Origin of the sequence: Micromonospora sp. NPDC047644, from assembly GCF_040704315.1 — a bacterium.
Classification (GTDB): Bacteria; Actinomycetota; Actinomycetes; order Mycobacteriales; family Micromonosporaceae; genus Micromonospora.
The window spans coordinates 172749-198515 of record NZ_JBEYSY010000011.1 but is presented as its reverse complement, the minus strand read 5'-3'; the positions used below and the strand labels follow the sequence as shown (position 1 = coordinate 198515).

Below are 25767 nucleotides of genomic sequence, written 5' to 3'. Positions count from 1 at the left end.
TTGCTTCGCGAGAAGCCGCGCCGACTTTTTCTCGACGCGGCTTCAGGCGACGGTCAGCGGGTGATCAGGGCAACCAGTCCGGTCGCAGCGGGTAGCCACTCACGCCGTTCGGGCCGTTGTGGGTGGCCAGCACCTGGTGCAACTGAATGCCGTTGCGCTCGAACGCCATCCGCGACCCGGCCATGTAGAGCCCCCACACCCGGGCGGTGCCCGCGCCCACCTCCGAGACGCAGAAGTCCCAGTGCTCGACCAGGTTGCGACACCAGGCGGCCAGCGTCAGCGCGTAGTGCTGGCGCAGGTTCTCCTCGTGGTGCACCTCGAACCCGGCGTCGTGCACCTCACTGACCAGTCGACCCGGACCGGCCAGCTCACCGTCCGGGAAGACGTACCGGTCGATGAACGCTCCCGAGCGGTGCGGCGCGCGGTTGTCCGCGCGGGTGATGCAGTGGTTGAGCAGCCGCCCGCCGTGGCGCAGCCGGGTGCGCAGCGCCCCGAAGTAGGTCGGGTAGTTACGCACCCCGATGTGCTCGGTCAACCCGATCGAGGAGATGGCGTCGAACTGCTCGGCCGGCGCGTCCCGGTAGTCGAGGTATCGCACCTCCGCCAGCTCGGTCAACCCCTCCCGCTCGATCGCGGCCTGCGCCCACTGCGCCTGCGCCTTCGACAGGGTCACCCCGAGCGCCTTGACGCCGTACTCGCGGGCCGCGTGCCGCACCATGCCGCCCCAGCCGCACCCGACATCCAGCAGCCGCATCCCCTTCTTCAGCGCCAGCTTGCCGGCGACCAGGTCGTACTTCGCCGCCTGGGCCTGCTCCAACGTGTCGTCCGGAGAACGGAACACCGCGCAGGTGTACGTCATCGACGGGCCGAGAACCTTCTCGTAGAAGGCGTTCGAGACGTCGTAGTGGTGCGAAATGGCCGTGCTGTCCCGCACCCGCGAGTGCCGCAGCCCGTTCACCACCCGCTTCCAGCGGGGCTGCGCCTCCTGCGGCGGCGCCGGCGGCGGCATCAGCCGCTCCCAGCCCAGCCCACGGACCAGCGCCAACCCCTCCGCCAGCGACGGTGGGCGTAACCGCAGCTCGTCCTTGAGCACCCGCAACGCCTCGTACGGGTCACCCGGGTGCACGCCCTGCAACGCCAGGTCGCCACTGACGTACGCCCGGGCCATGCCCAGGTCGCCGGGCGCGGTGAGCAGGTACGACAGCCCACGCTCGGTTTGGATCGCCAGGGTGATGCCGGCGTCGGACGGGCCGACGGCGCTGCCGTCGTACCCGGTGATCCGCACCGGCAACGGCCCGGTGGTGACCGCGCGGACGACATCCGCGACGGTCGGACCCGTGTGCCGGCCCCCCGCCGGCGGGGTGGCGGGGACGCTCGCCGCCCCCTGATCTCTGTCGGTCAGGCTCATGCTCGTGCTACCGCCTTTTCGTACAGTCCCGTCAGCCGGTGGTCCGGGTCGTAGCGGTCTTTCACCGCGCGCCACGTGTCGCCGCCGTAGAGGCGATCGAAGGCGTCCCGGTCGTAGTACGCATCGGAGTAGAGCGACTTGTGCCCGCCCGACTCCGACACCCTGCGTTCGATCGTGCGGTTGACGTCGCCGTCGGCGGCGCCCGGCGCGATCGGCACGCTCCCCCAGAACCCGATGTTGACGTAGTCCTGCCCCGGCCGCAGCGGATACAGCGGCCAGGACCGCGCCGAACCGGGCCCCGCCGGCTCACGCAGTCGCAACGGACACAGCCACACCGGGTTCATCCCCACCCTGCCTGCGAACCAGCGCAGGAAGTCGGCCGTACGGTCCAGCGGGATCTCCACGTCCTGCACGACCCGCTCCCGGGCCGGTTGCCCGCGCAGCCGGTCGATCCGGGCCGCCACCTGGTGGCGGTGCTCCAGCCGGACCAGTCGGTGGTAGAAGTCGCTGCGCCGGTAACGCGCCGGCCAGAGCCTGCGCACCACCGGGTGCTGCGCGCCGAACGCCGACGAGCACCAGAACCAGTCGGTGTCCCAGCGCCACAGATAGTCGTACGCGGTGAGCACGTCGCGGGTGCGCTGGCGCAGCGACCGGTAGTAGATCGCCTGACCGGTGTAGTCGCTGGGCGGGTCGGCCCCGTCGGTGAACGTGGCGAAGACCAGGTACGCCTCGCCGGGGCTGAACATCACCCCGTCCATCGCGTCCACGGGTTCGCCGGCCCAGGACCGGGTGGCGGTCACCTCCGCGATCGCGTCGGTCAGCGCCTCCAGTTGGGTGAACCGGACGTTGCGCAACGCCACGTACCGGCCGACCGGTTGCAGCTCGATGCGCAGCCGGGTGGCATAGCCGAGGCTGCCCAGCGAGTTGGGGAACGCGGTGAACAGGTCGGCGTGCTCGCCGTCGGGTCGGGCGGTGACGATCTCGCCGGAGCCGGTGAGCACGTCCAGCTCCTGGACGGACTCGTGCGGCAGGCCGTTGCGGAACGAGGTCGACTCGATGCCGAGGCCGGTCACCGCGCCGCCCAGCGTGATGGTGCGCAACTGCGGCACCACCAGCGGCATCAGGCCGTGCGGCAGCGTCGCGTCGACCAGGTCCTCGTAGGTGCACATGCCCTGCACGTCGGCGGTGCGACCGGTCGGGTCGACCGACAGCACACCGTTCAGGCCACTCACGTCGAGCCCCGGAGTCCGGGGAGCGGACCGGGGGCGGAACAGGTTGGAGGTGCGTTTGGCCAGCCGGACAGGCTCGCCCGTGGGCACCGCGGCGTACGACCGTCGCAGCGTGTCCACCGCTTGATCATGGTCAATGGGGTGATCCACACGCTCAGCGCGCATGTGATCACCTTACGCTCGCCTTGTGGAAACCGTGGGATGTCGGCGGTGGCAGTTTCCCGTCCGGTGGCGGGCCCGACGGCTACCGTGGCGGGCATGCCATCGCCAGCGATCACCGCCCTGGACGCCGCCCAACTGCCGTATCGGCTGGTCAGCCACGGTGCCGTCGGCAGCCTCGCGGAGGCCGCCGCCGCCCGGGGCGTGAGCGTCCCCGACGTGGTCAAGACGATTGTGGTCCGGCGCGGTGAAGACGATCACCTGTTCGTGCTCACCCCCGGCGACCGGGTCATCTCCTGGCCCAAGCTTCGCGCCCTGCTCGGGGTGCACCGGCTCTCCATGCCGGACGCGGCGGGCGCACTGGCCGCCACCGGCTACGAACGCGGCACCATCACCCCGTTCGGCGCGAGCACCGCCTGGCCGGTGGTCGCCGACGAGCGACTGCGCGGCCGGGAGATCACCCTGGGTGCCGGCGAGCGGGGTCTCGCCATCGCGATCGACGCCGACACCGCGATCGCCGCCCTCGACGCCACGGTGGCCGACGTCACCGACGAGCAGCCCACCCGCTGAGCCTCGCCGCCCCCCGCACCGCCGGGCTGGCTCCGGCGCGACGTCGTGGGTGAGGATGGCGCGTATGTCCGCGCCCGAGGAACGCCCCGACCCCGCCGGCACCGTCTACGGCGGGCACCGGGCACCGCGCTCCGGCCCGCTGGCCGATCCGCTGCTGCGCGTCGCGGCGGCGGTCGGGGCCGTCGGCGTACTCCTGGGGGTCGTCTTCGCCACCGGGCTGCTCGACGGTGACGACGAGCCTTCCGTGCCGGCATCGGTCGGTACGCCGTCCAGCGCGGCGCAGCCCAGCGAGCCGGCCGGCGAGCCGAGCCCGACCGCGCCGGCCGAGCCGTCACCCACCCCGTCGGCCAGCACGCCGGCCGCACCGCCCACCGGGCCCCGGGTGCTGCGCGCCGCCTCGGGCCTCTGCCTGGGGCTCGACGGTGACGGCAAGGAGGCCAAGGCCGAGTTGGCCGTGTGCACCGGCACCCCGGAGCAGCAGTGGGTCATCAGCCCGGCCGGCACGGGTGTGCTGACGTTGACCAACGCCGCGTACGGGCAGTGCCTCGACGTCGAGGGTGGCAGTCAGGACGACGGCGCGCGGTTGCTGCAGTTCCCCTGCCACGGTGGGGCCAACCAGCAGTGGCGGTTCGGCGGGACCGGCACCAGCGCGGTCCTGCTCATCGCCGCGCACAGCAACAGGTGCGCCCAGGCCGACGACGACGCCGTGGAGGCGGGCGACGACATCCGGCAGCGACAGTGCGACGGCCGGCCGGCCCAGCAGTGGACCCTGAGCTGACCGGCCGACGCGTCGCACGTCCCGTGCGGCCGTCAGGTTCAGCGCGGGTCAACCCCGGAAGCTCCACGCCCTGGGCGCGGTCGCGGCCAGCAGCACGGCCTCCGGCACCGCTCGGCCCGGTCGGCGGCGCAACAGCAACGACAGCCCGGCGGCCCCGATCGACAGCGCGCCCGCCACGTACCAGGCCATCGCGTAGTCGCCCAGCCGGTCCCGGACCAGCCCCGCGCCGGTGGCGGCGGCCGCCGCGCCCAGTTGGTGCGCGGCGAACACCCAGCCGAACACCACAGCGCCCGCGCCACCGAAGTACTCCCGGCACAGCGCCACCGTCGGCGGCACCGTGGCCACCCAGTCCAGGCCGTAGAAGACGATGAACACCAACATGCTCGGCTCGGCCGTGCCGGAGAAGAGGCTCGGCAGCACCAGCAGGGACAACCCGCGCAGCGCGTAGTACAGGCCGAGCAGCAACCGGCTGTCCACCCGGTCGGTGAGCCAGCCGGAGGCGATGGTGCCGACGATGTCGAAGAGCCCCACCAGGGCGAGCAACCCGGCCGCCGTGGTCTGGGCCATGCCGTGGTCGTGCGCGGCCGGCACGAAGTGGGTACCGACCAGGCCGTTGGTGGTCGCCCCGCAGATCGCGAAGCCTGCGGCCAGCAGCCAGAACGGTCGGGTCCGGGCCGCGGTGGCCAGCGCGCCGAGCGCCCGGGTCGCCGCGCCGCCGGTCGCCGGCGGCGCCGCGACGACCTCGGTCGCCCCGTAGGCGGGCAGACCGAGATCCGCCGGGTGCTCGCGCAAAAGCCACACCACCAGGGGTACGACCGCCAGCGCCGCCACGGCCACCACGAGTGCGGCGGTACGCCAGCCGTGATCGCGTACCAGGATGGCGACCAGTGGCAGGAACACCAGTTGCCCGGCCGCCCCGCCGGCGGTCAGCACTCCGGTGACCAGGCCCCGCCGGTGCACGAACCAACGGCCGGTGACGGTGGCCACGAACGCCAGCGCCATCGAGCCGGTGCCCAGCCCGACGAGCACGCCCCAGCAGAGCAGAAGCTGCCAACTGGCGGTCATGAAGACCGTCAGACCGCTGCCCGCGGCGACCAGCAGCAACGCCACCGAGACCACCCGGCGGATGCCGAACCGGTCCATCAGGGCGGCCGCGAACGGCGCGGTGAGCCCGTAGAGCAGCAGGTTGACCGAGACGGCCGCGGAGATCGTGGCCAGCGGCCAGCCGAACTCCTCGTGCAGTGGGTGCAGCAGCACCGACGGGGTGGCGCGGAAGCCGGCAGCGCCGACCAGCGCCACGAAGGCGACGGCGGCGACCAGCCAGGCGGGATGCAGACGGCGGTTCTTGGTCACCGGACAAGTCTGAGCCGGTCCACCCACCTCGACGAGTGGCCGGAAAGCCATCATGCGCAATAATCGGGCCATGACCGTTCGCCCGCACCGGATCGCCGTGCTCGCCCTGCACCAGGTGGTCGGCCTGGACCTCGGCACCCCGTCCCAGGTCTTCAGCACGGCCCGGGCCGCCGACGGGACACCCTTCTACGACGTCCGGGTGTGCACCCCTGATGGGCAGCCCGTACGCAGCACGGCCGGCTTCCAGGTGCTCCCCGACCACGGGCTGGAGTTGCTCGACACCGTCGACACGGTGATCGTCCCCGGCATTCACGACGGCACCGTCCTGTCCTCGGGCACCGTGCAGCCGGAGGTGACCGAGGCGCTGCGCGCGGCGTACGACCGGGGTGCCCGGATCATGTCGATCTGCACCGGAGCGTTCGTGCTCGCCGCCGCCGGACTCCTCGACGGGCGGCGGGCGACCACCCACTGGGCGTACGCCGAGCAGTTCCGCCGCCTGCACGACCGGGTGGACCTCGACCCGGGCGTGCTCTTCATCGCCGACGACCGGGTGCTCACCTCGGCCGGAGTCGCCGCCGGCATCGACCTCTGCCTGCACGTCATCCGCCTCGACCACGGCAGCGAGGTGGCCAACCGGGCGGCCCGCCGCTGCGTCATGCCGCCGTGGCGCGACGGCGGTCAGGCGCAGTACATCGAGCAGCCGGTACCCAAGGCGACCGACACCAGCACGGCGGGCACCCGGGAGTGGGCGCGGCAGCGGCTGCACGAACCGATCGCGCTACGCGACCTGGCCGAGCAGGCACGGATGAGCGTGCGCACCTTCACCCGACGCTTCCGGTCGGAGACCGGCCTGAGCCCGGCGCAGTGGCTGCTGCACCAGCGCACCGACCACGCGCGACTGCTGCTGGAGACGACCGACCTCACCGTCGACCAGATCGCCCACCGCTGCGGTTTCGGCACCACCGCCGCCCTACGTCAACAACTGCACCAACGCATCGGCGTGGCCCCGTCCACCTACCGCCGCACCTTCCACCCCCGCCCCACGCCCCCGCCCCACGCCCGCGATCTTGCACTTTCGGTCGTTCGTCTGGGCGGTATGCACCAATTGCGGGGACAGGAAGTGCAAGATCGCGTGGAGCAGGGGCACGGGGCACCAGGGGCGGGGCCGGGCAGCACTACTTGAGAGCGTGATGTCTGTGGGTCATCAAGATGACTCACAGACATCACGCTCAACAGACCACGGCGCCCCGCGCCGGGTCACAGTAATCAGCCGCCGCCCGGACCGCCGCCGCTCAGGAGCGGAGCAGGTGCAGTTGGGACTGGTGCTTCGGCAGGTGCACCCGGGTGTGCAGGTCCAGGGTGCGGGACCAGGGCAGTGGCTCGTCGACCACGAGGTCGAAGCCCTCGCGGAGGTGCGTCTCGACGGGGGTCTCCGCGGCCAGGCCGAGCTGGTCGACCAGCCCGCACAGCCGGTCGCTGGTGCCGTGCAACAGGGCGGTCAGGCCACGCAGGCCACCCTGCTCGGCGGCGAGCGCGTCGAGCTGCGGGCGGTGCACGTCCTCCTCCAACTCGTAGTACGCGAACGGCGACCCGGCCAGCAACGCCTCCGTGGCGTGGATCATCAGCTCGTCGTTGGCGACCAGATGCGCGACGATCTGTTCGGCAGTGAGCTGCCCCTCCGGGGCCGGACCGAACCCGCCGGCGTCGACCTCCGCGAACAGGGCACCGTAGGCCCGCCGCAATCCCCCGCTCTCCATCCCCCCAGTCAACCCGCCGCGGCGGAAGTTAGCGGCGGGATTGGCGGGAGCGGAGGTAGTCGCTGACCACGTACTCGCCCAGGTCGTCGGTGTCCGGCGTGAACATGCGACCCCGACTGCGGCGGGCCACCGCGTCGACGAAGCGTCGCAGGCCCGGGTCGTCACCGAGCATGAACAGGTTGAGCGTGGCACCGTAACGGCTCAGCCGGTCCACCTCACGGACCGTCGCCTCGATCGTCTCCGGCAGCGGCGGCCAGTGGAAGAGCGCCTCCCCGTCGTCCGGGTCAAGGTGCGCCGTCGGCTCGCCGTCGGTGACCACCAGCACGACCGGCTCGGCGTCCGGGTGCCGGCGCAGGTGCCGGCCCGCCAACCGCAGCGCGTGCTGGAGGTTGGTGCCCTGCTCCATGTCCGGCTCCACGGCCGCCAACTCCTGCTGGGTGAGCGTCATCGCCTCCCGGCCGAAGCCCACGATCTGCAGCGCATCCTGGGGGAAGCGCGTCTCCATCAGGTGCGCCAACGCCAGCGCCGTCTGCTTCATCGGCCCCCAACGACCCTGAGAGATCATCGAGTACGACAGGTCGACGCAGAGCACCACAGCGGCCGAGGCCCGTCTCTCGGTCTCCACCACCTCGAAGTCGTCCACCGCGAGCTGCACCGGGACCGTCGGCCCGGCCCGACTGACTGCCCGGGTCAACGTGCGGACCACGTCCAACGGTTGCTCGTCGCCGTACTGCCAGGGCCTGGACGCGCCGCTGACCTCGCCCGCCGCACCGGCCGAGCGCAGGTCGTGCTGGCCACGCGGCCCGGCGGTCAGCTCCGCGAAGACCTGCCGCAGCGCGGTCCCGCCGAGCCGGCGCAGCGCCTTCGGGCTCAGCGTGAGCCCCTCCGCGTCCCGGCTGACCCAACCCTGGCGACGCAACTCCCGCTCCAGGTCACGCAGCCGGCGAACGTCGTCGGCGGCGTCCCGGCCCAGCGTGCGCGCCACCGCGTCGACGTCCACGTCGTCGAGGGTCGCCCCCGGGTGTTCCTGGTCGAGCTGGTCCAACAGGTCGTCCAGGTCGCCGATCTCACCCAGCGCGCCGGCCGCGTCGGCGTAGTCCAGCGGCTGGTCGCCGCGGACCCGCTCGCCCCGCCCCCAGCGCAGATCGGGTCGCAGCGCGCGCAGGTTCGCGTCGAGCGCGGACAACTCCCCCGCGAGGCGGTCGCCGAGCGACTGCTGCATGAGGCCGGCCAGCTCGGCGCGCTGCCGCTCGGAGAGCGAGTTCATCAGCCGCTGACCGGCGGCCGCACGTCGGGCCAGGACGTCGATCAACTCGTCGACGTTCGCCGGCTTCTCCGGGAAGAAGTCGCCGTGTCGGCGCATGAACTCGGCGAACGCGTCGGTGGTGTCCTCCGCGCGACCGTGCCGGGCCAGCAGGTCGTTCAGATCGCCCATCATCTCGGCGAGCCGCTGCTGGGCGGCCGGGTCGGCGGAGGCGCGCACCGCGTCGCGCATCCCGGCGAAGCGCTGGCCGAGCACGTCGTCGCGGAGTTGGTCGAGGATCTGCTGGTACGCGCGGCGGGCATCGTCGCTGGCCCACTGGTAGCCGGACAGCTCCTCCACCGCCCGCGCCGTCGAGCGCGGCAGATTGTCCAGCACCGCCTCGGCGAACCGCGCGGCGTCGTCGTCGCGGCCCCGCAGCTCGTCCCGCTCCGCGGCGAGTGCCTGGTCGAGCAGGGCCTGGGCCCGGGTCACCGCCCCGTCCAGGTCGCCCCTGCGCAGCGCCTCCCGGCGCAGCCGTCGAGCCCGGGCGGCCAGGTCGTCCAGGCCACCCCGTCCCTGCGGGCCACGGCGCAGCAGATCACGCAGCGCTTCCCGCAGGCTGCCACCGGCCAGCACCTCGGCACCGACCGCGTCCACCGCCTCGCGCACGTCGTACGGGGGTGCGAGCGGGTCGGGCCCGCCGTTCCACTGCCCGTAACGGAACCGGTTGCCGGCCACGGTCAGCCCCGGCCGCCGTAGACGGTGCGCCCCGAGTCCGTGACGTCCTTGCCGAGCCGGCGGGTCAGGTGCAGCCCTTCCAGCACGAACTCGACGGCGGCAGCGGCCTCCTCCGAGGTGGGCGCGTCGCCCAGGTCGAGCCGGTCCAGGACCTTCGCCAACCCGGGTACGGTGCCGACCTGACGCAGCAGCTCGGCGGCGCTGACCAACTCGCCGGTCTCGATCGCGGCGCCGTCCTCGACCAGGGCGGTGAACCCGGACAGGTCCAGCCCGGCGAGGCGGGCCCGGAACGTCTCGGCGGTCGCCGTACGCAGCAGGTGAGCGAGGATCTCGGTCTCCCGGCCCTCCTCGCCGCTCTCGAACTCGACCTTGCCGCGCAGGGTGCTCGTCACCGACACCGCGTCACCGACGCGGGCGACGGCGGCCTCGGGGCGTCCGTCCGGGGTTTCGGAGGCGGCGAGCAGACCGGCGCGACGCAGCGCGGCACCGGCGACCGTCTCGGCGGCGGCGATGGCGAAGCGGGCGGAGACACCGGAGCGCGGGTCCACCGACGGCGACTCCCGGACGGCGCGGGCGAAGCGGGCCAGCACCTCCAGCACGTGTTCCGGCACCTCGGCGACCAGGTCGGCCTCCTGGCGGATCAGCGCCAGCTCCAACTCCAACTCGACCGGGTAGTGGGTGCGGATCTCCGCGCCGAACCGGTCCTTGAGGGGAGTGATGATCCGGCCCCGGTTGGTGTAGTCCTCCGGGTTGGCGCTCGCCACCAGGAGCAGGTCCAGCGGCAGGCGCAGCTGGTAGCCGCGAACCTGGATGTCCCGCTCCTCCAGCACGTTGAGCAGCGCCACCTGGATCCGCTCGGCCAGGTCGGGCAGCTCGTTGACGGCGAAGATGCCCCGGTTGGTGCGCGGCACCAACCCGAAGTGGATGGTCTCCGGGTCGCCGAGGGTACGACCCTGGGCGATGCGGATCGGGTCGACGTCGCCGATCAGGTCCCCGACGCTGGTGTCCGGGGTGGCCAACTTCTCGCCGTACCGCATCGAACGGTGCAGCCAACCGAGCGGCAGGTCGTCACCGGCCTCGGCGACCTGGGCGACCGACGCCGGGGTGAGCGGGTGCATCGGGTGCTCGTTGAGCACCGAGCCGGGCAGAACGGGGGTCCACTCGTCGAGCAACGCGCCCAGTGAGCGGATCAGCCGGGTCTTGCCCTGGCCGCGCTCGCCGAGCAGCACCATGTCGTGCCCGGCGAGCAGGGCCCGCTCGACCTCGGGCAGCACTGTGTCGTCGTAGCCGACGATGCCGGGGAAACGGGTCTCGCCGGAGCGCATCCGGGCGAGGAGGTTGTCGCGGAGTTCCTGCTTGACGGTGCGGTACTGGTGACCGGCCGCCCGTAGCGCGCCGAGCGTGCCGGGCAGGTCGGCCGGTGGAACCGGGATTACCGGGGTAGGCGCAGTCACCCGACCCACGCTAGCTCACATTCGCGGGGGCGCCCCGGGCATCAGGGGGCACCCCCGGCTTCCACCCTCAGCCCCGGTCGCAGCGCCGGCAGGCACCGCGACGGCGCAGGTGGTACGCGTACGTGGCGACGCCGAGGGCCACGCCCCACAGCGGCCAGAGCAGCATCGGCGCCCCGGTCATGCTGAATCCGCCGGTCAGCCGCCAGAACTCGGGATTGCTGAGCAGTCCCAGCGAGGCCGCGGTCACGGAGATGGCGACCAGGGTGGCCGGCACCACGGCCAGCTTCACCGGCACCCGATGGCCGGCCAGGCCGAGCATCCAGCGCGGAAACCGCTCGCCCCAGCGCTGCACCAGTCCGAGGGTGAGGATCGCGCCGACGGTGGCGAAGGCGCCCAGCCCGAGCCCGGCCCAGACCAGCCCGGTGTCCTGCATCTCGGTCAGGAACTCCCGGGAGATGCCGAGCGGGATGCCGGCCGCCCAGGCGAACCGGGTCACCGCGTACGTCAGGGGGATCACCGCGGCGATGCCGGCGGCCCACCGACCCCAGCGGGTGGCGGCGGCCGGGGTGGTCCACCGCTGGCCGGTGGCGGCGCGGCCGCAGCCGACGCAGGCCCCGGCGGTACGGCGCTGCCAGGCGAGTACCGCCCCGACCAGCAGCAGCCCGCCGGCCAACGCCGCGAACCGGGCGAACAGCGCCCAGTTGAAGACATCGGAGTAGTCGATGGGCGGCCAGCCGAACGGCGCGCCGACGAGGAGTATCGGCAGGTAGCCGAGGACGATCAGCACTCGGACGTCCGGCACGACCAGGACAAGGGCGAACGCGACCGCCCAGCCGTAGCCGGCGAGCAGCGCCCGCAGCGGGCCGGGTGATCGCGCCGCCGGGCGGCTCATGGCCAGGGCGGCCACCGCGGCGGTGAGCAGCACACCGGCGAAGAGCGGGGTGGCCACCTCCACCGGCACCAGGCGGAGCAGGCTGACGTCGCCGCCGTTGGGGTCGTTCGGACCGAACGGGTAGCCGGTGCCGGTGAGGGTGCTGAGCAGGGCGAGCACGCCCCACAGGCCGAGCCAACCGGCGGCCAGTGGGGCGAGCGGGTCCGGCCAGCGGGAGTCGGAACGGGGTGGCGAGTAATCGATCGTCGTCATGCTCTCAGCCTCGACCGACAGCCGCCGGATTCCCTCCCGGCCGGTGGTGAACCCGCTCCCCCGGTGGAGGGACCGTTCAGCCGGACGGGGTGACGAAGCCGGACTCGTAGGCGGCGATGACCGCCTGCGTACGGTCGCGGACGCCCAGCTTGGCCAGCACGTTGCCGACGTGCGTCTTGACCGTCTCCACCCCGACCACCAGGTGCGCGGCGATCTCCGGGTTGGACCGGCCGGTGGTCATCAACCGCAGCACCTCGGCCTCCCGTTCGGTGAGCCGGGCGGTGCTCAACCGGTCGCCGCCGGCCGGCCCGTACGCCCCGACCAGCTGGCGGATCGCGGCCGGGAAGAGCAGTGACTCGCCGGCCGCGACCACCCGGACCGCCTCCACCACCTCGGCGGGCCGGGCCCGTTTGAGCAGGAACCCCGAGGCGCCGGCGCGCAGCGCCTCGTAGACGTACTCGTCGTTGGCGAAGGTGGTGACCACCAGCACCCGGGGCGGGTCGGCGGAGGTGGCCATCAGGTGTCGGGTGGCCTGGATGCCGTCGATGCCGGGCATCCGTACGTCCATCAGCACCACGTCGGGCCGGTGCCGGGCGACCAGCGGCGGCACCTCGGCCCCGTCGGCGGCTTCGGCGAGCACGCGCAGGTCGGGTTGGGCGTCGATGATGGCGCGCAGCCCCACCCGGATCAGCTCGTCGTCGTCGACGATCAGCACTCCGGTGGTCATGTCGTCTCCTCGTAGGGCAGGCGGGCCCGGATCAGCCACTGGTCGCCGTCCGGGCCCACGGTCAGCCGGCCGCCGAGCAGCAGCACCCGCTCCCGCATGCCGTCCAGGCCGCGACCGCCCCGCCCCGGCCGGCCCTGGTCGGGGTGGCGCACCGCGTTGGTCAGCTCCAGCTCCAGCGCGTCGCCGCGCAGGTCCACGCGTACCGTCACCGGCCCGCGGCCGTGCCGGGCGGCGTTGGTCAGTCCCTCCTGGACGATCCGGTAGCCCTCCCGGGAGACCACAGCGGGCACCCGGGTCGGGTCGCCGGCGCGTTGCGCGTGCACGGCCAGGCCGGCCGCGCGCGCGTCGGTGACCAGCCGGTCCAGGTCGGCGAGGGTACGCTGCGGCGCCACCACGGGCCGGTCACGTCCGTTCTCCCGGAGCAGCCCGAGCGCGTGGTCGAGGTCGTCCATCGCGGTCCGCCCGACGTCCTCGATGGCGGTGAGCGCCCGCCGGACGAACTCCGGGTCGGTGTCGATGACCTCGCGGGCGGCCCCGGCCTGGAGGGTGGCAACGGTCAGCGCGTGACCGACGGAGTCGTGCAGCTCCCGGGCCAGCCGGTTGCGTTCGGCGAGCCGGGCGGCCCGCGCTTCGAGGGCGGCGATCCGCTCCGCCTGGGCCGGGCCGAGCAGCACCGGTGCCATGATTCCGGCGAGCGCGCCGAGCCCGGCGACGGCATAGCCGAGGACGACCAGCAGGAGCACCCCGGTCACCGTCAGCCAGCCACTGTCCTCTCCGTCCAGGGGCCCGAACTGTTCCCGGCTGATCAGCTCGGTGCCGATGCCGAACTGTTGGGCGATGAACGCCAGTGCCATCGGCAGTGCGCTGAACAACCCGATCATCACCAGCGCGCCGACGATGAGGTGGGTGGCGATCCAGAGCGCGCTGCGCAGCCGGGTCTCCCGGTCGCCGTGGTGCCCGGGTGCGGGGTCGGGCAGGTCGACGCCGAGCAGGGCCCGGACGGCGGCGATCTCCAAGGCCCGACTGCCGTCCAGCAGCAACGGGACGAGGGCGATCAGTACGGCGACGACCAGTAGGACGTAGACCATGGGACGGGGGATCGCCGAGTCGGCGAGCAGCTGCGCGAAGGTCACCGCGAGCAGCCCGTACGGCAGTGCCAGCACGCCGCCGAGCAGCAGGAACACGCCGCGTCGCCAGGTGGTGCCGGCGACCAGCGGGGCCAGCGCCGCTCGGAGGGTCACCTCGTCATTCTGCGGCCCGGACGGGTCCCGCCGACTCCCCCGCGTCGGGGAGATGTCAGCGGTGGTCGGCGACGTACTGCTGCGGGTCCTTGTCGCGGAACGGCAGGTTGCGGCCGTTTTTGTGCTCGCCGTAGAAGGTCAGCCAACGTTGGCCCAGCTCGGCGCGGAGTTCGGTGCTGGCGTGCCGGCGGAAGTCGGGCAGCGCCTCGTCCTCTTCCTCGGCCAGGTGTTCGCTGTTCTCCCGGCGGGCGGTGCCGACCGCCTCCCACCACTGGTCCGAGCCGACCGGGTGCAGTTTCGCCTCGGCGATGGCGTCGCGGATCTTGTTGTGGTCGCCGATCGCGTCGGCGGTCTCGTCCTCGCCGTCGTCGCCGTGCTTGACCAGGTGCGGGTAGAGGATCGCCTCTTCCGCCTCGGCGTGGATGTCCAGGTGCAGGGCGAGAGCGTCCCAGATGGCGAGCATCTCCTGCTCGTCGCGGGCGTCGTCGAGGCGGGCGAAACCACGCCGGAAGGCGGCGTGGTCGTCCAGGATCAGCGCGGTGATGTCGTCCACTGTGCTCACTTTCCGGTTGGGTTGCCGAACCGGGCACGCAGCATCGCCGGCATCGCGGCGAGCCCGGTGATCGGGCGGAAGCGTTTCGCCGCCTCGGCCAGCGCCGTGTGCTCGTCGTCGGCGAGGTCGATGTCCGCGGCGGCGGCGTTGCGTTCCATCTGCTCGACCCCGGAAGCTCCGGGGATGGCCAGCACGTTCGGGTGGCGCAGCAGGTAGGCCAGCGCGATCTGGCTGGGGGTGGCGTCGTGGGCGTCGGCGACCTGGCGCAGGGTGTCGATCAGGGCCGCGCCGCGCTCCAGGTTTTCCGGCAGGAAGTACGGGTTGGCACGCCGGACCGCACCGCTCGGCGGGTTCTTGGCGTCGTAGCGGCCGGAGAGGAAGCCCTGCGCCAGCGGGCTGTACGCGATGACCACCCGGCCGGCCTGCCGCGCGTACGGCAGCAGGTCCTGCTCGGGCGCGCGGTCCAGCATGCTGTAGCGGACCTGGTTGCTGAGCACCCGCCGGCCGAGCGCCGCTTCGGCGATCTGCCAGCGACGCAGCCCGTAGTTGCTCACGCCGACCTCGCCGATCAGCCCGATGTCCTGCAGGGTCCGCATGCCGCGCATCGTGGTGTGGTCGGCGACCAGCGGGTTGTGTTGGTGCAGCTGGTAGAGGTCGATGCTGGTGACGCCGAGCCGGGCCGCCGAGGCGACCGCCCGCTGCTGCACCACAGCGGCCACCGGCAGCACCGGCAGGATCTTGCTGGCGACGACGACTTTCGGCCGGTCGGCGCCGAGGGCCGCGCCGAGGATGCGTTCGCTGCGCCCGAAGCCGTAGATCTCCGCGGTGTCGAAGACCGTCACGCCCAGCTCGACGGCTCGCCGGACGATCTGCGCCGCCTGCCGCTCGAAGTCCGGGCCGTACCCCCACTCCCGGGAGCCGAACTGCCAGGTGCCCAACCCGATCTTGGACAGCGGTTTGGGGGTGTCGAGCGCAATGAAACGCATGGCGTCGAAACTACCCCGATGTCCTGGTTTCCACGCCCGATCCACGCCAGGGCGGGCCGGAGCTAGGCTCATGATCGTGACTTACCTCGCCGCGGATGACCGCTACGACACCATGACCTACCGGCGCAGCGGACGCAGTGGCCTGCGATTGCCTGCCGTCTCGCTCGGGCTGTGGCACAACTTCGGTCCGGACCGCCCGTTCGAACGGCAGCGCGACATCGTCCGCCGCGCCTTCGACCTGGGTGTCACCCACTTCGACCTGGCCAACAACTACGGCCCGCCGCCCGGTTCGGCAGAGGAGAACTTCGGCCGGATGCTCGCCACCGACCTGAAGCCGTACCGGGACGAGTTGGTCATCTCCAGCAAGGCCGGGTACCTGATGTGGCCCGGCCCGTACGGCGAGTGGGGCTCGCGCAAGAACCTGATCTCGTCGCTGGACCAGTCGCTGGGCCGGATGGGGCTGGACTACGTCGACATCTTCTACTCGCACCGGTTCGACCCGGACACCCCGCTGGAGGAGACGATGGGGGCGCTCGACGCCATCGTCCGCTCCGGCAAGGCGCTCTACGTCGGCATCTCGAACTACAACTCGGAGCAGACCACGCGCGCCGCCGCGATCCTGCGTGAGCTGGGTACGCCACTGCTGATCAACCAGCCGTCGTACTCGATGCTCAACCGCTGGGCCGAGTCCGACGGCCTGCTCGACACGCTGGAGCAGGTCGGTGCGGGCTGCATCGCGTACAGCCCGTTGGCGCAGGGGCTGCTGACCGACCGCTACCTGGGCGGCATCCCGGCCGACTCGCGGGTTCGCACCAGCGTCTTCCTCAACGAGAGCGACCTCAGCGACGAGAAGATGGCCACCATCCGTGGGCTCGGCGCGGTCGCTGACGGGCGCGGCCAGTCCCTCGCGCAGCTCGCGCTGGCCTGGGCGCTGCGTGACCCGCGGATGACCAGCCTGATCATCGGGGCGAGCAGCGTCGAGCAGTTGGAGACGAACATCGCCGCCCTGGACAACCTCGACTTCACGGCCGACGAGCTGGCCGAGATCGAGCGCCACCTGGGCTGAACACCGTCGGGTTCCGGGCGGGTCGGTTCACCAGATCCGGCACCGCCCGGCCCGGTGGTTACGCACCTCGCACTGCCGGCCCACCGGTGCTGCGCGCCGCCACCGCCGCCTCGGTGGCGACCGGACCACTCGCGGCGGTACGCGGCGCGCTCTTCGTCGCGGCGGCCTTCGCCGGGGTGGGGGTGGCCGTGGCACCGGTGGCCTCGGCACCGCGAAACACCACGTCGGAGCAGCGACCAGCACCGTGGCGACGAGCCTGCGTACGGGCACGAGGATGACCTCCGCCCACTGGTACGGCCGGCAGGCGGCAAAGGTTCGACGGCGGCTCTGGTCACCGTTTCCCGTCGACGGCCGCCGCGGCGCGATCGGCGCGGTAGGCCAGGTAGAGCAGGTAGGGCACGACGAGCAGGGCGAGCACCAGTACGGCCGCGATCACCGGCGGATCACCGTAGGCGGCCCCGAGCAGAATCGGCAGCGGAGAGGCGATCGCCAGCAGGATGCCGGTGCGGCGCAGGGGGCGGGCGACCCGTTGGTGCGCGGCGTCCCAGTGCTCGGCCGACCGCATCGTGGCCGGCGTCCGTACGCCGGGGCTGCGGTTTCTGTTCACCGTCGGTCGCAGCGCGACCCGGGCGGTGTACGCCACGAGCCATCCGAGGAACGCGTAGACGACAGTCACAAAAGCCCCGGGCCACACTTCCGTACCTCCTCGCACATCGCCAACCATCAGCGTAGGGGGCGGGAATCCCCCGGGTGGGTGCGGCGTTTCGATACTCGGAACCGCTAGCACCGAGGAGGCAGACATGAAGGTACGTAGCTCGTTGCGTGCGCTCACGCAGAAGCCGGGTTCGGTGGTGGTCCGCCGTCGCGGCCGGGTGGTCGTGGTGAACCGCGCCAACCCGCAGTGGAAGAGCCGCCAAGGCTGATTGCGCCCTTAGCGGACATCCAGTCGCCAACGCCCTGACCGGGTCATCCGGTCGGGGCGTTCTGCGTGCTGGAGCGGCCCGGCGGATCGACTAGGGTGATTCGGAAGATCACCCCGACGAGGAGGAACCGGTGTTCATCTTGGAGCTGTCCTTCGGCGACGAACCCGACCGGCTCGCCGCCCGACCGGCGCACCGGGAGCGTCTCCAAGCCCTGCACCAGGGGGGCCAGTTGGTCATGGCCGGTCCGTTCGCCGACGACTCCGGAGCACTGCTGATCTTCGACGTCCCGGACGCCGAAGCCTTCGCCGCTGTCGTCGCCGAAGATCCCTACTACCGGACCCCCGGCGTGACGATCGTCAGCCAGCGGGAGTGGTCACCGATCGTGCGGTAGCCACGCTGCGGCAGAATCGCCAGCAACAGCAGAACGCCCTGGTCGGATTATCCCGACCAGGGCGTTCTCAAGGGTGGAGCCGAGGGGACTCGAACCCCTGACCCCCACACTGCCAGTGTGGTGCGCTACCAGCTGCGCCACGGCCCCTTGCTGTCGTCCCGGTCGCCCGGGCACTGGGAAACTATACACAGACCGGCCCGCATGGTCATCTCGCGGGGTCCCCCGCCCGGCCGGGTCAGTTGAGCGCCACGTCCGGCGGAAAGTGCGCGACCGCGGCCATCATCCCGCCCTGCCGGCGCAGCACCATCGGCCACAGGTCGTCGGGCCGGTCGACGAAGGCGTCCCCGGGCAGCCCGTCCAGCACGAACCAGGACCCGTCGGCGATCTCCTGCTCCAACTGGCCGCTGCCCCAGCCGGAGTAGCCGGCGAAGACCCGGATGCCGCCGATGCTCTCCCGCAGCCGCTCCGGGTCGACCGAGAGGTCGATCGTGCCGACCGCTCCGGAAACCTGGTGGAAGCCCTTCACCCGGCGCATCGGGTGCCGCATCCGGGCGAGGCAGATGGCCGAGTCGGGCTGCACCGGGCCACCCTCGAACAGCACGGCCGGGTGGCGGGCCAGGTCGCTCCAGTCACCGAGCACCTCGGCGACCGGCACCTCGGTGGCCCGGTTCAGCACCACGCCGAGCGCGCCGCCCGGCTCGTGGGCGACCAGCAGCACCACCGTACGGTCGAAGTTCGGGTCCTTGAGCGCCGGAGTCGCGACCAGCAGCCGCCCGGTCATCGACTCCATCGCTCGTCCGCCGATCGCCTGGCCCTCTCCCTGCATGCCACACACCCGTCAACCGTGAGCCCGCGCCGGGCGCCGGTCATCGACCGGATCCGCCCGCCGCATCGGGTTCAGCCGCGCTGTCAACGCCATGCCTGGCACCATAGCCTGCGTGCTGGGTGCTGGCTAAGGTCTGACCGGCGGGTGATCGGACAGTTGAGACGCACCCGGTGGCGGACGTCCCGGTGATCGACCAATCGGGGCCACCGACGGCCGAGAAACGCCCGAAAGGTCCGTCACATCCCGATAGATTCGGCTGATCGGGAGGGCGAGCGCGGTTGCCCCTGCCCGCGAGACGGAGGCGGGTGCGATGGCTACTGTCCGGGACGCGACGTACGACGTGCTCCGCACCCTCGGTATGACCACTGTCTTCGGCAACCCCGGCTCCACCGAGGAGCCGTTCCTGCAGGACTTCCCCGCCGACTTCCACTACGTCCACGCGCTGCACGAGGCGACGGCCGTCGCGATGGCCGACGGCTACGCCCAGGCCACCGGGATGCCCGCCCACGTCAACCTGCACACCGCGCCGGGCACCGGCAACGGCATGGGCAACCTGGTCACCGCCTGGCACAACAAGACCCCGCTGATCGTCACCGCCGGCCAGCAGACCCGGGAGATGCTGCTCCTGGAACCCCGGCTGGCCAGCCGCCGGCCCACCGAACTGCCGCAGCCCTACGTGAAGTGGTCCTACGAGCCGGCCCGGGCGCAGGACATCCCCGCGGCGGTGCTGCGGGCGTACGCGACGGCGGTGCAGCCACCGGCCGGGCCGGTCTTCCTCTCCCTGCCGATGGACGACTGGGCCCAGCCGGCCGACCCGCCGCCCGCGCCGCGAACGGTGGCCACCCGCTTCGCGCCGGACCCGCAGCGGTTGGAGGAGTTCGTCCGGGTGCTGGCCGAGAGCCGCAACCCGGTGCTCGTGTACGGGCCGGGGGTGGACCGCTCCGCGAGCTGGTCGACGGCGGTCGCGCTGGCCGAGCGGCTCGCCGCGCCGGTCTGGTCGGCGCCCGCCACCGAACGGGCGGTGTTCCCCGAGGACCACCCGCACTTTCGCGGCGTGCTGCCGTACGCGATCGGTCCGCTCGCCGAGGCGCTGCACGGGCACGACACGGTGCTGGTCGTCGGCGCCCAGGTGTTCCGCTACTACCCGTACGTGCCGGGCGGGCACCTGCCCGAGGGGGCCCGCCTGCTGCACGTCACCGACGACGCCGACGAGGCCGCGCGGGCCCCGGTCGGTGACAGCCTGCTCAGTGACCCGGGACTGGCCCTGGCGGCGCTGCTCGAAGGGGTGCCGCCGAGCGACCGGCCGGCACCGAGGCGGCGGGACGCGCTCGCGCCGCCGGAGATCACCACCCCGCTCAGCGCCGACGCCCTGTTCGCCGCACTGGCCGCACACTGGCCGCCCGACGGCGTGCTGGTCCAGGAGTCACCATCCAATCTGTCCGCGCTGCGTCGTCAGCTGCGGATCACCCGCCCGGCGTCGTACTTCACGATGGCCAGCGGCGGCCTCGGCTACGGCCTGCCGGCGGCCGTCGGCATCGCCCTGGCCGAGCGGGACACCGGGCGCGGTCGCCCGGTGGTGGCGGTGATCGGCGACGGATCGCTTCACTATTCGGTGCAGGCACTCTGGACGGCCGCGCGCCTGGCACTGCCGGTGGTGGTCGTCGTCCCGGTCAACCAGCAGTACGCGATCCTCAAGGCGTTCGCCGAGCTGAAGCACACTCCCGGGGTGCCCGGCCTGGACCTGCCGGGGTTGGACGTCGTCGCGATCGCGGCCGGCTACGGCTGTGCCACGCAGGTGGCCCAGACCCCCGACCAACTCGGCGCGGCGCTCGCCGCCGGGCTGCGCGCCGACCGGCCCACCGTGGTGCCGGTACCGATCAGCACCGAAGTGCCCAGCATCCTCTGAGCCGGGTCAGCGCGGTCCGATGAGCCGGGTCAGCGCGGTCCGATCGACAGCGGGGCACCGGTGGAGACGTCCAGCACCGGTCGGCTGCCCAGCGGTGTCGCCAGGGTCACGGTCACCGGCTCCACCTTCAGCAGGTCGATGCATTCGCCGGTGGCCCGGGTGACGCCGCCACCGACCACCACGACGTCCGGCCGTTCCCACACCAACGGCGTGATCCCGGTGTCGCACGCGCCGACGCCGAGGCGCACTGTCAACCGGGCGCCGTCGACGGCGCCCAGGTTCTGGGCCGCCACCAACCCGTCCGGCAGCGGCGGGGCCGGCGTGGTCGGCTCGGGCACCGGGGTGACCGCCGTCGGCGCGACGGCGAGCCGGACCACCGGCGTGGTCAGCTCCTTGATGGTGAACAGCCAGGCCGGGACCTGCGCCACTCCACGACTCGTCCGCACCGGCACGGCGCCCAACGTGACAGCGGTGACGGTGAGCGGGAGGCAGGCGGTCTGCGTGCTGCTCGTGACCCACCCGTCGGGCCCCGGTTCGACCGTGGGGCCGCCGGGGGTGGGCCGTCCGGGCCGCTTCGGCCGCCCCGGGCAGGGCAGCGGATCACCCTGGTCGAGCTGCCGGTACGCCTCGGCGGCACTGACCAACGGCAGCGTCAACCGTCCGTCCGGAAACCGGATCTCGCCGCCGACCCGGGTGGGCGGTATGCCGACCTGCTCGCGGTACCACCCGGCCCGGAACGCCGCCTCGGTCTCGGGGGTGAAGCCCGGGTCACCGGTGAGCAGGGTCGGCCCCTCCAACGGCACGTAACCCGTGCGCCACTCGACGCCGGGCCGCCACGCCTCGGCGACCTGAGCGGCCCGCCGGTCGAACGCCTCCGCCGCGTCCGTGCGGCCGGGCGGGCCGCCGACCGGACCGGCGTCGGTCGCGGCACAACCCACCAGAAGCAACAGCGGGGGTACGAGCAGCAGGGCGAGCCGATTCATGAACGGTTCGACGCCCCCGCCGACCGGCCGGTTCCCGACCTGAGTCAGGTCTCGCCACCCAGATCCGTCTGGTACGCCTCCCAGAGCAGGTCGGCGCCGCGCCGCCGGTGCCGGGCCAACCGCCGCAGCAGGTGCCCGGCCCGGTGCCGCAGCTCATCGGGGCGCGTCTCGGGCCGCTCGGCGATCTGCTGAACAGCCAGGATCGCGGCGACGATCGCCACGTGCTCCCGGGTCAGCAGCCGCACCCCGTGGTCCAGCCGGGGCGACTGGCTGAGCAACTCCCGGTAGAGGCCGGTGGGACCTTCGGTGACCCGGACGTGCTCGGCGAAGCCGTGGCGCACCGGACGCAGCCGAAGGAGAATTTCCTCGCGCCAGCGCGGCTCGGTGCTCGCGACGGCGACGGCCCGGCCGAGGGCATGCACGTCACCGGCGAGGCCGGCCGGGCGCGGCATGCCGGGCAGACCGAGGGCATGAGGATCGGCGGGAAGCCCCGCCGGATGTGCGACGCGCGCGTGGGCGACGACTGACGGCTGCTGGACCGGACCGGTGACCATTGGCACCTCCCGCACGGCGGCTCTGCTACCCCATACCGCGATGGTGAGGCTGCCCGGCCCGCCCTGTCCAGGGCCCCGGCTCGTCTCATCTGCCCCGTTGACCCCGCTGACCCCACCAGCCCCGCTGTAGTGGTCTCCAGCCCCCACACCGGCCTGCCGGGGCGTACGAGCGCCTCAGTCGGCCGACGGGCGCTCTGCCAGCCGGCGCAGGTGGTCGGCCACGGCGTGCGCCTCGCCGGCCCACTCGTCGCCTGGCCGATGTGTCGTGATGGCGTCGGCAAGCGCCCGCAGCTCGGACGGCGGCAAGACGGGCAGGCCCATGCCGCGCAGGGGGATGGTGACCCCGCGTGCGCTCCCCCGGTCGGTCGCGAGGACGGCCCGCACCTGCCGCCCGGAGGTCGGGCCGTCGTCGTCCGCCTCGCGGTACGACACCGCGCCGGACTCGATCCGCGCGGTGGCGAGGTCGACGGTGCGGGTGCGCAGCGCGCCGCGTACCCGAGCACGGCTGCCGTCCAACCAGGCGGCCGTACGGAGCACCCGCAGCACCAGATAGAGGCCGAGCAGGACGAAGGGCAGGCCGCAGAGGCCGATGAGCGGGCTCGGACCGGACTGGTTCGGGTCGGCGGAGTCGCGCAGCGCGGGCGGCAGCAACCCCGGAGGAAGGTCGCGAGCCTCCTCATAGGAGGCGAAGGGGTCACCCGGGCCGGTCAGCCGGCGCAGCAGCCCATCGGCGACGAGGGGCAGTGCCACGAACGCCGCGCCCACCGCCGCCAGCAGGACACCGAACACCACCGCCACGACGCGCTGGCCGGGCGACGCGCCGACCGACAGGCGCAACTCCTGGTTGGTCACAGGGGGCAGCGTAAGACCCGCTCCACACGAAAGCGCCCCGGCTGTTGGGCCGGGGCGCTTCGTTCGAGGTGGTGGAGGTGCCGGGAATCGAACCCGGGTCCTTCGCCGGTTTGTCAGGGCTTCTCCGAGCGCAGCTCGCTATGCCTCTACTCGGCCCCACCGCTCACGCGAGCAAGTTGGTGTGACGGGCCCAGTCGCTGATTAATCTCGCCGCACGGACCCCGCGACCGGGTCCGATTGGCCAGCCTCCTAGCTGATGCCGGCTACTGGGACGAAGGCGTTCCCAGGCCGACAGACTCAACTACTCGCCTCAGGCGGCGAGAGCGAAGTCAGCGCGTTGGTGCTTGGCGCTTATAAGTTTCCGACGACCGATTCTCGAGACGACGTCGGCTTCCTCGGCTCGCTTCCCCTGTCGCTGCGTACGAAGTCGAAACCAGTCACCCCCTCGACAGGCCACCGATGTGGTGGCACTGACAAGACTAACGCCTGCCGCAACGGCTTTCATCCCGAGCCCCGGGCCGACGAGCCGACCCGGACAAACGGGACGAACTAGTCGTCCATGCCCTTGCCGCGTCGACCGGACACCCGGGCGATCTCCCGGTCCGCGTCCCGCTTGGCGAGGTCCTGACGCTTGTCGTACGACTTCTTACCCTTGGCCAGGGCGATCTCGACCTTCGCCCAGCCGTCGGAGAAGTAGACCTGCAACGGGACGATGGTGAAGCCACCCTCGCGGGTCTTGCCGACGAGCTTGTCGATCTCGACCCGGTTGAGCAGCAGCTTGCGGGTACGCCGGGGCTCATGGTTGGTCCAGGTGCCCTGGGTGTACTCCGGGATGTGCATCGCGTGCAGGTACAACTCGCCGTCACGTTCCTGCGCGAACGCGTCCACGAGTGACGCCCGACCAGCCCGCAGAGACTTGACCTCGGTGCCGGTCAGCGCCATGCCCGCCTCGTACGTGTCGAGGATGGCGTAGTCGTGACGCGCCTTCTTGTTGGAGGCGACCACCTTGCGCCCCTTTTCCCGTGGCATCGGTGCCACCCCCTCTCCTGGCGTCCGCGGCCGGGCTCAGCCCGGCCGGACAACCGATCATGCTACCCGAATGAGGCTTATTCGGGCTCTGGCCGTCAGGCAGGTCGTGCCATCGTGAGGACCGCCCGAATGAGCCTCAATCACAAGGACCCTCCCGCGCCGTTTATTTCCGGCTGCGGGAGGGTCCTTGGGAGACCACGGGACGACCCGTACGGTGCCTAGACCCGCAGGTAGAACCGCAGGGTGATCCAGGCGGTACCCGCGCTGACCAGACCACCGACGCCGGCCATCAGCGGGAAGATGAACAGGATGTCGCCCCAGGTGATCGGCGAGAGCAGACCCTGCAACGCGCTCAACGACCCGTCGAAGAGCAGATACTTCGCCGCGACCAGGGCCACCAGACCGAGCAGTGAGCCGATCAGGCCGGCCACCACCGCCTCCAGCACGAACGGCGCCTGGATGAACCAGTTGGACGCGCCGACCAGCTTCATGACCGCCACCTCACGCCGCTTGCTGTACGCGGCCACCTGAATGGTGTTCGCGACCAGCAGCAGGGCGGCGATCGCCATCACGACGGCGGCAGCCAGCGCGATGTTCTGGATCGAGGTGAGGATGTTGAAGATCTTGTCGAGCAGTCGACTCTGGTCGATGATCTCCTCGACACCCGCGGTGTCCTTGTACTGGTCGTAGACGTTCTTGTACTGCTCCGGGTTGTTCAGCTTGAGCCGGAACGCCTCGGGCAACTGGTCCGGCTTGACCGCGTTCACCAGGTCCGGCGCGTCCTGGTACATCTCCTTGAAGCGCTTGTACGCCTCGTCCTTGTTGACGTAGAGGACGTCCTTGACCAGGGGGTCACTGTCGAGCTTGGTCTGGAGTTCGGTGCGCTCCTGCTCGGTCACCTCCTGGGTCAAGAAGATCGAGACTTCGATGTTCTTGTAGTAGAGGTCCTTCATGTCGTCGACCTGGCGGTACATGAGACCGCTGGCGCCGAGCATGGTCAGCGAGACCGCCATCGTGATGATCATCGCGATGGACATGGTCACGTTGCGCCACAGTCCGACCAGTACCTCGGACAGGACGTATTTCACGCGCATCGGGATTTCCTCCGGGTCTCCGGCATGAGGTGTTCGTCGTCAGGCTGCGCAGGGGTGGAGCGCCGGCTCACCCGTAGACGCCGCGGGCCTGGTCACGCACGATGCGACCGCTCTCAATCTCAACGACGCGGCGGCGCATCTGGTTCACGATGTTGGAGTCGTGGGTGACCATCACGACGGTCGTGCCGGTGCGGTTGATCCGGTCCAGCAGGCGCATGATCTCGATCGAGGTGTCCGGGTCCAGGTTTCCGGTGGGCTCGTCCGCCAGCAGGATCAGCGGACGGTTCACGAACGCCCGGGCGACGGCGACCCGCTGCTGCTCACCACCGGAGAGCTCGTGCGGGTAGCGGTGCTCCTTGCCACCGAGCCCGACCAGCTCCAGCACCTCCGGCACGACCCGGCGGGCGACCGCCTTCGTCTTGCCGATCACCTCGAGAGCGAACGCCACGTTCTCGTAGGCGGTGCGGTTGGGCAGCAACCGGAAGTCCTGGAAGACGCAGCCGATCGAGCGCCGGAAGTGGGGTCGCTTCCAGGAGCGCATCGACGTGACGTCCTTGCCGTTGACGACGACGCGCCCCTTGTTGGGGGCCACCTCGTGCAGCAGCATCTTGATGATCGTGGACTTGCCGGAGCCGGATGGACCGATGAAGAAGACGAACTCGCCCTTCTCGATCGAGACGGACACGTTGTCGAGCGAAGGCCGGGACGCCTTCGGGTACGTCTTCGTCACTTGCTCAAGCTGAATCACGGGTGGTGAGTCTACGCGGTGTAACAACTGAGCCAAGCCCCACGCCCCACAGATC

At 71.8% G+C, this 25767-nt stretch carries 27 protein-coding genes, 1 tRNA gene and 1 other RNA gene; 7 read left to right on the top strand and 22 right to left on the bottom strand.

Translation table 11 applies throughout. The annotated features are described in order from the left end of the window. Positions 1–64 precede the first annotated feature (64 nt). The gene (locus AB0877_RS19875; protein WP_366610496.1) at positions 65–1408 is read right to left on the bottom strand and encodes a class I SAM-dependent methyltransferase; all 1344 of its coding nucleotides are present in this window, start codon (positions 1406–1408) and stop codon (positions 65–67) included. Further along, entirely contained in the window at positions 1405–2802 is a 1398-nt protein-coding gene (locus AB0877_RS19870; RefSeq protein ID WP_366610494.1) for an FAD-binding oxidoreductase, read from the bottom strand. The genes AB0877_RS19875 and AB0877_RS19870 overlap by 4 nt, the downstream gene beginning before the upstream one ends. Before the next feature lie 93 nt (positions 2803–2895). Here AB0877_RS19870 and AB0877_RS19865 point away from each other — a divergent pair, with 93 nt between their 5' ends. Together AB0877_RS19865 and AB0877_RS19860 are read left to right on the top strand one after the other, a co-directional pair. Then, entirely contained in the window at positions 2896–3366 is a 471-nt protein-coding gene (locus AB0877_RS19865; protein WP_366610492.1) for a YbaK/EbsC family protein, read from the top strand. Between the two features lie 64 nt (positions 3367–3430). Beyond that, positions 3431–4144 (top strand): RICIN domain-containing protein, encoded by a 714-nt coding sequence (locus AB0877_RS19860; protein ID WP_366610489.1) that lies wholly within the window; start codon positions 3431–3433, stop codon positions 4142–4144. A gap of 48 nt (positions 4145–4192) precedes the next feature. On the opposite strand, the gene AB0877_RS19855 is transcribed toward AB0877_RS19860, so the two are convergent. After that, positions 4193–5497 carry an MFS transporter gene (locus AB0877_RS19855; protein WP_366610487.1) on the bottom strand — a complete coding sequence of 435 codons (1305 nt, stop codon included), beginning with the start codon at positions 5495–5497 and terminating at the stop codon, positions 4193–4195. 52 nt (positions 5498–5549) lie between these two features. Between AB0877_RS19855 and AB0877_RS19850 the strand changes: the two genes are divergently transcribed. After that, complete coding sequence (locus AB0877_RS19850; protein WP_366610485.1) at positions 5550–6680, top strand: helix-turn-helix domain-containing protein; 1131 nt, start codon at positions 5550–5552, stop codon at positions 6678–6680. Between the two features lie 109 nt (positions 6681–6789). Here AB0877_RS19850 and AB0877_RS19845 read toward each other — a convergent pair whose 3' ends face one another. From AB0877_RS19845 to AB0877_RS19810, 8 genes are all read right to left on the bottom strand, one after another. Continuing rightward, positions 6790–7254: a hypothetical protein gene (locus AB0877_RS19845; protein ID WP_366610483.1), complete on the bottom strand. Its 465-nt coding sequence runs from the start codon at positions 7252–7254 to the stop codon at positions 6790–6792. Between the two features lie 28 nt (positions 7255–7282). Then, positions 7283–9235 (bottom strand): VWA domain-containing protein, encoded by a 1953-nt coding sequence (locus AB0877_RS19840; RefSeq protein WP_366610481.1) that lies wholly within the window; start codon positions 9233–9235, stop codon positions 7283–7285. Between the two features lie 2 nt (positions 9236–9237). Beyond that, positions 9238–10698: a sigma 54-interacting transcriptional regulator gene (locus AB0877_RS19835; RefSeq protein WP_366610480.1), complete on the bottom strand. Its 1461-nt coding sequence runs from the start codon at positions 10696–10698 to the stop codon at positions 9238–9240. Positions 10699–10756: 58 nt separating this feature from the next. Continuing rightward, positions 10757–11833, bottom strand: a complete 1077-nt coding sequence (locus AB0877_RS19830) for a hypothetical protein (RefSeq protein WP_366610478.1) — start codon at positions 11831–11833, stop codon at positions 10757–10759. A 76-nt stretch (positions 11834–11909) separates the two neighbouring features. Further along, complete coding sequence (locus AB0877_RS19825; RefSeq protein WP_355005536.1) at positions 11910–12560, bottom strand: response regulator transcription factor; 651 nt, start codon at positions 12558–12560, stop codon at positions 11910–11912. Beyond that, positions 12557–13801, bottom strand: coding sequence for a histidine kinase (locus tag AB0877_RS19820; protein ID WP_366610477.1), 1245 nt, complete (start codon positions 13799–13801; stop codon positions 12557–12559). The genes AB0877_RS19825 and AB0877_RS19820 overlap by 4 nt, the downstream gene beginning before the upstream one ends. A 55-nt stretch (positions 13802–13856) precedes the next feature. Next, positions 13857–14354 (bottom strand): hemerythrin domain-containing protein, encoded by a 498-nt coding sequence (locus AB0877_RS19815; protein ID WP_030331463.1) that lies wholly within the window; start codon positions 14352–14354, stop codon positions 13857–13859. Positions 14355–14359: 5 nt separating this feature from the next. Further along, entirely contained in the window at positions 14360–15340 is a 981-nt protein-coding gene (locus tag AB0877_RS19810) for an aldo/keto reductase (protein ID WP_366610476.1), read from the bottom strand. 70 nt (positions 15341–15410) lie between these two features. Between AB0877_RS19810 and mgrA the strand changes: the two genes are divergently transcribed. Continuing rightward, entirely contained in the window at positions 15411–16406 is a 996-nt protein-coding gene (mgrA, locus tag AB0877_RS19805; protein WP_366610474.1) for an L-glyceraldehyde 3-phosphate reductase, read from the top strand. 58 nt (positions 16407–16464) lie between these two features. Here mgrA and AB0877_RS19800 read toward each other — a convergent pair whose 3' ends face one another. Then, the gene (locus tag AB0877_RS19800; protein ID WP_366610472.1) at positions 16465–16629 is read right to left on the bottom strand and encodes a hypothetical protein; all 165 of its coding nucleotides are present in this window, start codon (positions 16627–16629) and stop codon (positions 16465–16467) included. Between the two features lie 108 nt (positions 16630–16737). After that, positions 16738–17082: an SdpI family protein gene (locus tag AB0877_RS19795; protein ID WP_366610471.1), complete on the bottom strand. Its 345-nt coding sequence runs from the start codon at positions 17080–17082 to the stop codon at positions 16738–16740. Between the two features lie 124 nt (positions 17083–17206). On the opposite strand from AB0877_RS19795, the gene AB0877_RS19790 reads away from it, so the two are divergent. Beyond that, positions 17207–17329: a 50S ribosomal protein L36 gene (locus AB0877_RS19790; protein WP_366610469.1), complete on the top strand. Its 123-nt coding sequence runs from the start codon at positions 17207–17209 to the stop codon at positions 17327–17329. Positions 17330–17459: 130 nt separating this feature from the next. Next, complete coding sequence (locus AB0877_RS19785; protein WP_366610467.1) at positions 17460–17720, top strand: YciI family protein; 261 nt, start codon at positions 17460–17462, stop codon at positions 17718–17720. A gap of 74 nt (positions 17721–17794) precedes the next feature. On the opposite strand, the gene AB0877_RS19780 is transcribed toward AB0877_RS19785, so the two are convergent. Both AB0877_RS19780 and AB0877_RS19775 read right to left on the bottom strand, forming a co-directional pair. Then, positions 17795–17867: transfer RNA gene (locus AB0877_RS19780), tRNA-Ala, on the bottom strand. Positions 17868–17955: 88 nt separating this feature from the next. Next, positions 17956–18546, bottom strand: coding sequence for a YqgE/AlgH family protein (locus AB0877_RS19775; protein WP_112582369.1), 591 nt, complete (start codon positions 18544–18546; stop codon positions 17956–17958). 310 nt (positions 18547–18856) lie between these two features. On the opposite strand from AB0877_RS19775, the gene mdlC reads away from it, so the two are divergent. Next, on the top strand, positions 18857–20452 hold the full coding sequence (mdlC, locus tag AB0877_RS19770) for a benzoylformate decarboxylase (RefSeq protein ID WP_366610466.1): 1596 nt from the start codon (positions 18857–18859) through the stop codon (positions 20450–20452). Between the two features lie 29 nt (positions 20453–20481). Here the strand turns inward: mdlC and AB0877_RS19765 are convergent, their stop codons facing one another. From AB0877_RS19765 to ftsE, 7 genes are all read right to left on the bottom strand, one after another. Then, a complete protein-coding gene (locus tag AB0877_RS19765) occupies positions 20482–21435 on the bottom strand; it encodes a hypothetical protein (RefSeq protein ID WP_366610464.1) in 954 nt (317 codons plus the stop codon). A 44-nt stretch (positions 21436–21479) separates the two neighbouring features. Continuing rightward, positions 21480–22004, bottom strand: coding sequence for a hypothetical protein (locus AB0877_RS19760; protein WP_366610462.1), 525 nt, complete (start codon positions 22002–22004; stop codon positions 21480–21482). Positions 22005–22163: 159 nt separating this feature from the next. Beyond that, positions 22164–22841, bottom strand: coding sequence for a hypothetical protein (locus AB0877_RS19755; RefSeq protein ID WP_366610461.1), 678 nt, complete (start codon positions 22839–22841; stop codon positions 22164–22166). Between the two features lie 69 nt (positions 22842–22910). Next, positions 22911–23286: a transfer-messenger RNA gene (gene ssrA, locus AB0877_RS19750) on the bottom strand. A gap of 104 nt (positions 23287–23390) precedes the next feature. Further along, positions 23391–23870 (bottom strand): SsrA-binding protein SmpB, encoded by a 480-nt coding sequence (gene smpB / locus AB0877_RS19745; protein ID WP_357690599.1) that lies wholly within the window; start codon positions 23868–23870, stop codon positions 23391–23393. Positions 23871–24088: 218 nt separating this feature from the next. After that, a complete protein-coding gene (gene ftsX, locus AB0877_RS19740; RefSeq protein ID WP_366610459.1) occupies positions 24089–24964 on the bottom strand; it encodes a permease-like cell division protein FtsX in 876 nt (291 codons plus the stop codon). A gap of 67 nt (positions 24965–25031) precedes the next feature. Further along, positions 25032–25712, bottom strand: a complete 681-nt coding sequence (ftsE, locus tag AB0877_RS19735) for a cell division ATP-binding protein FtsE (protein WP_030331491.1) — start codon at positions 25710–25712, stop codon at positions 25032–25034. Positions 25713–25767 lie beyond the last annotated feature (55 nt).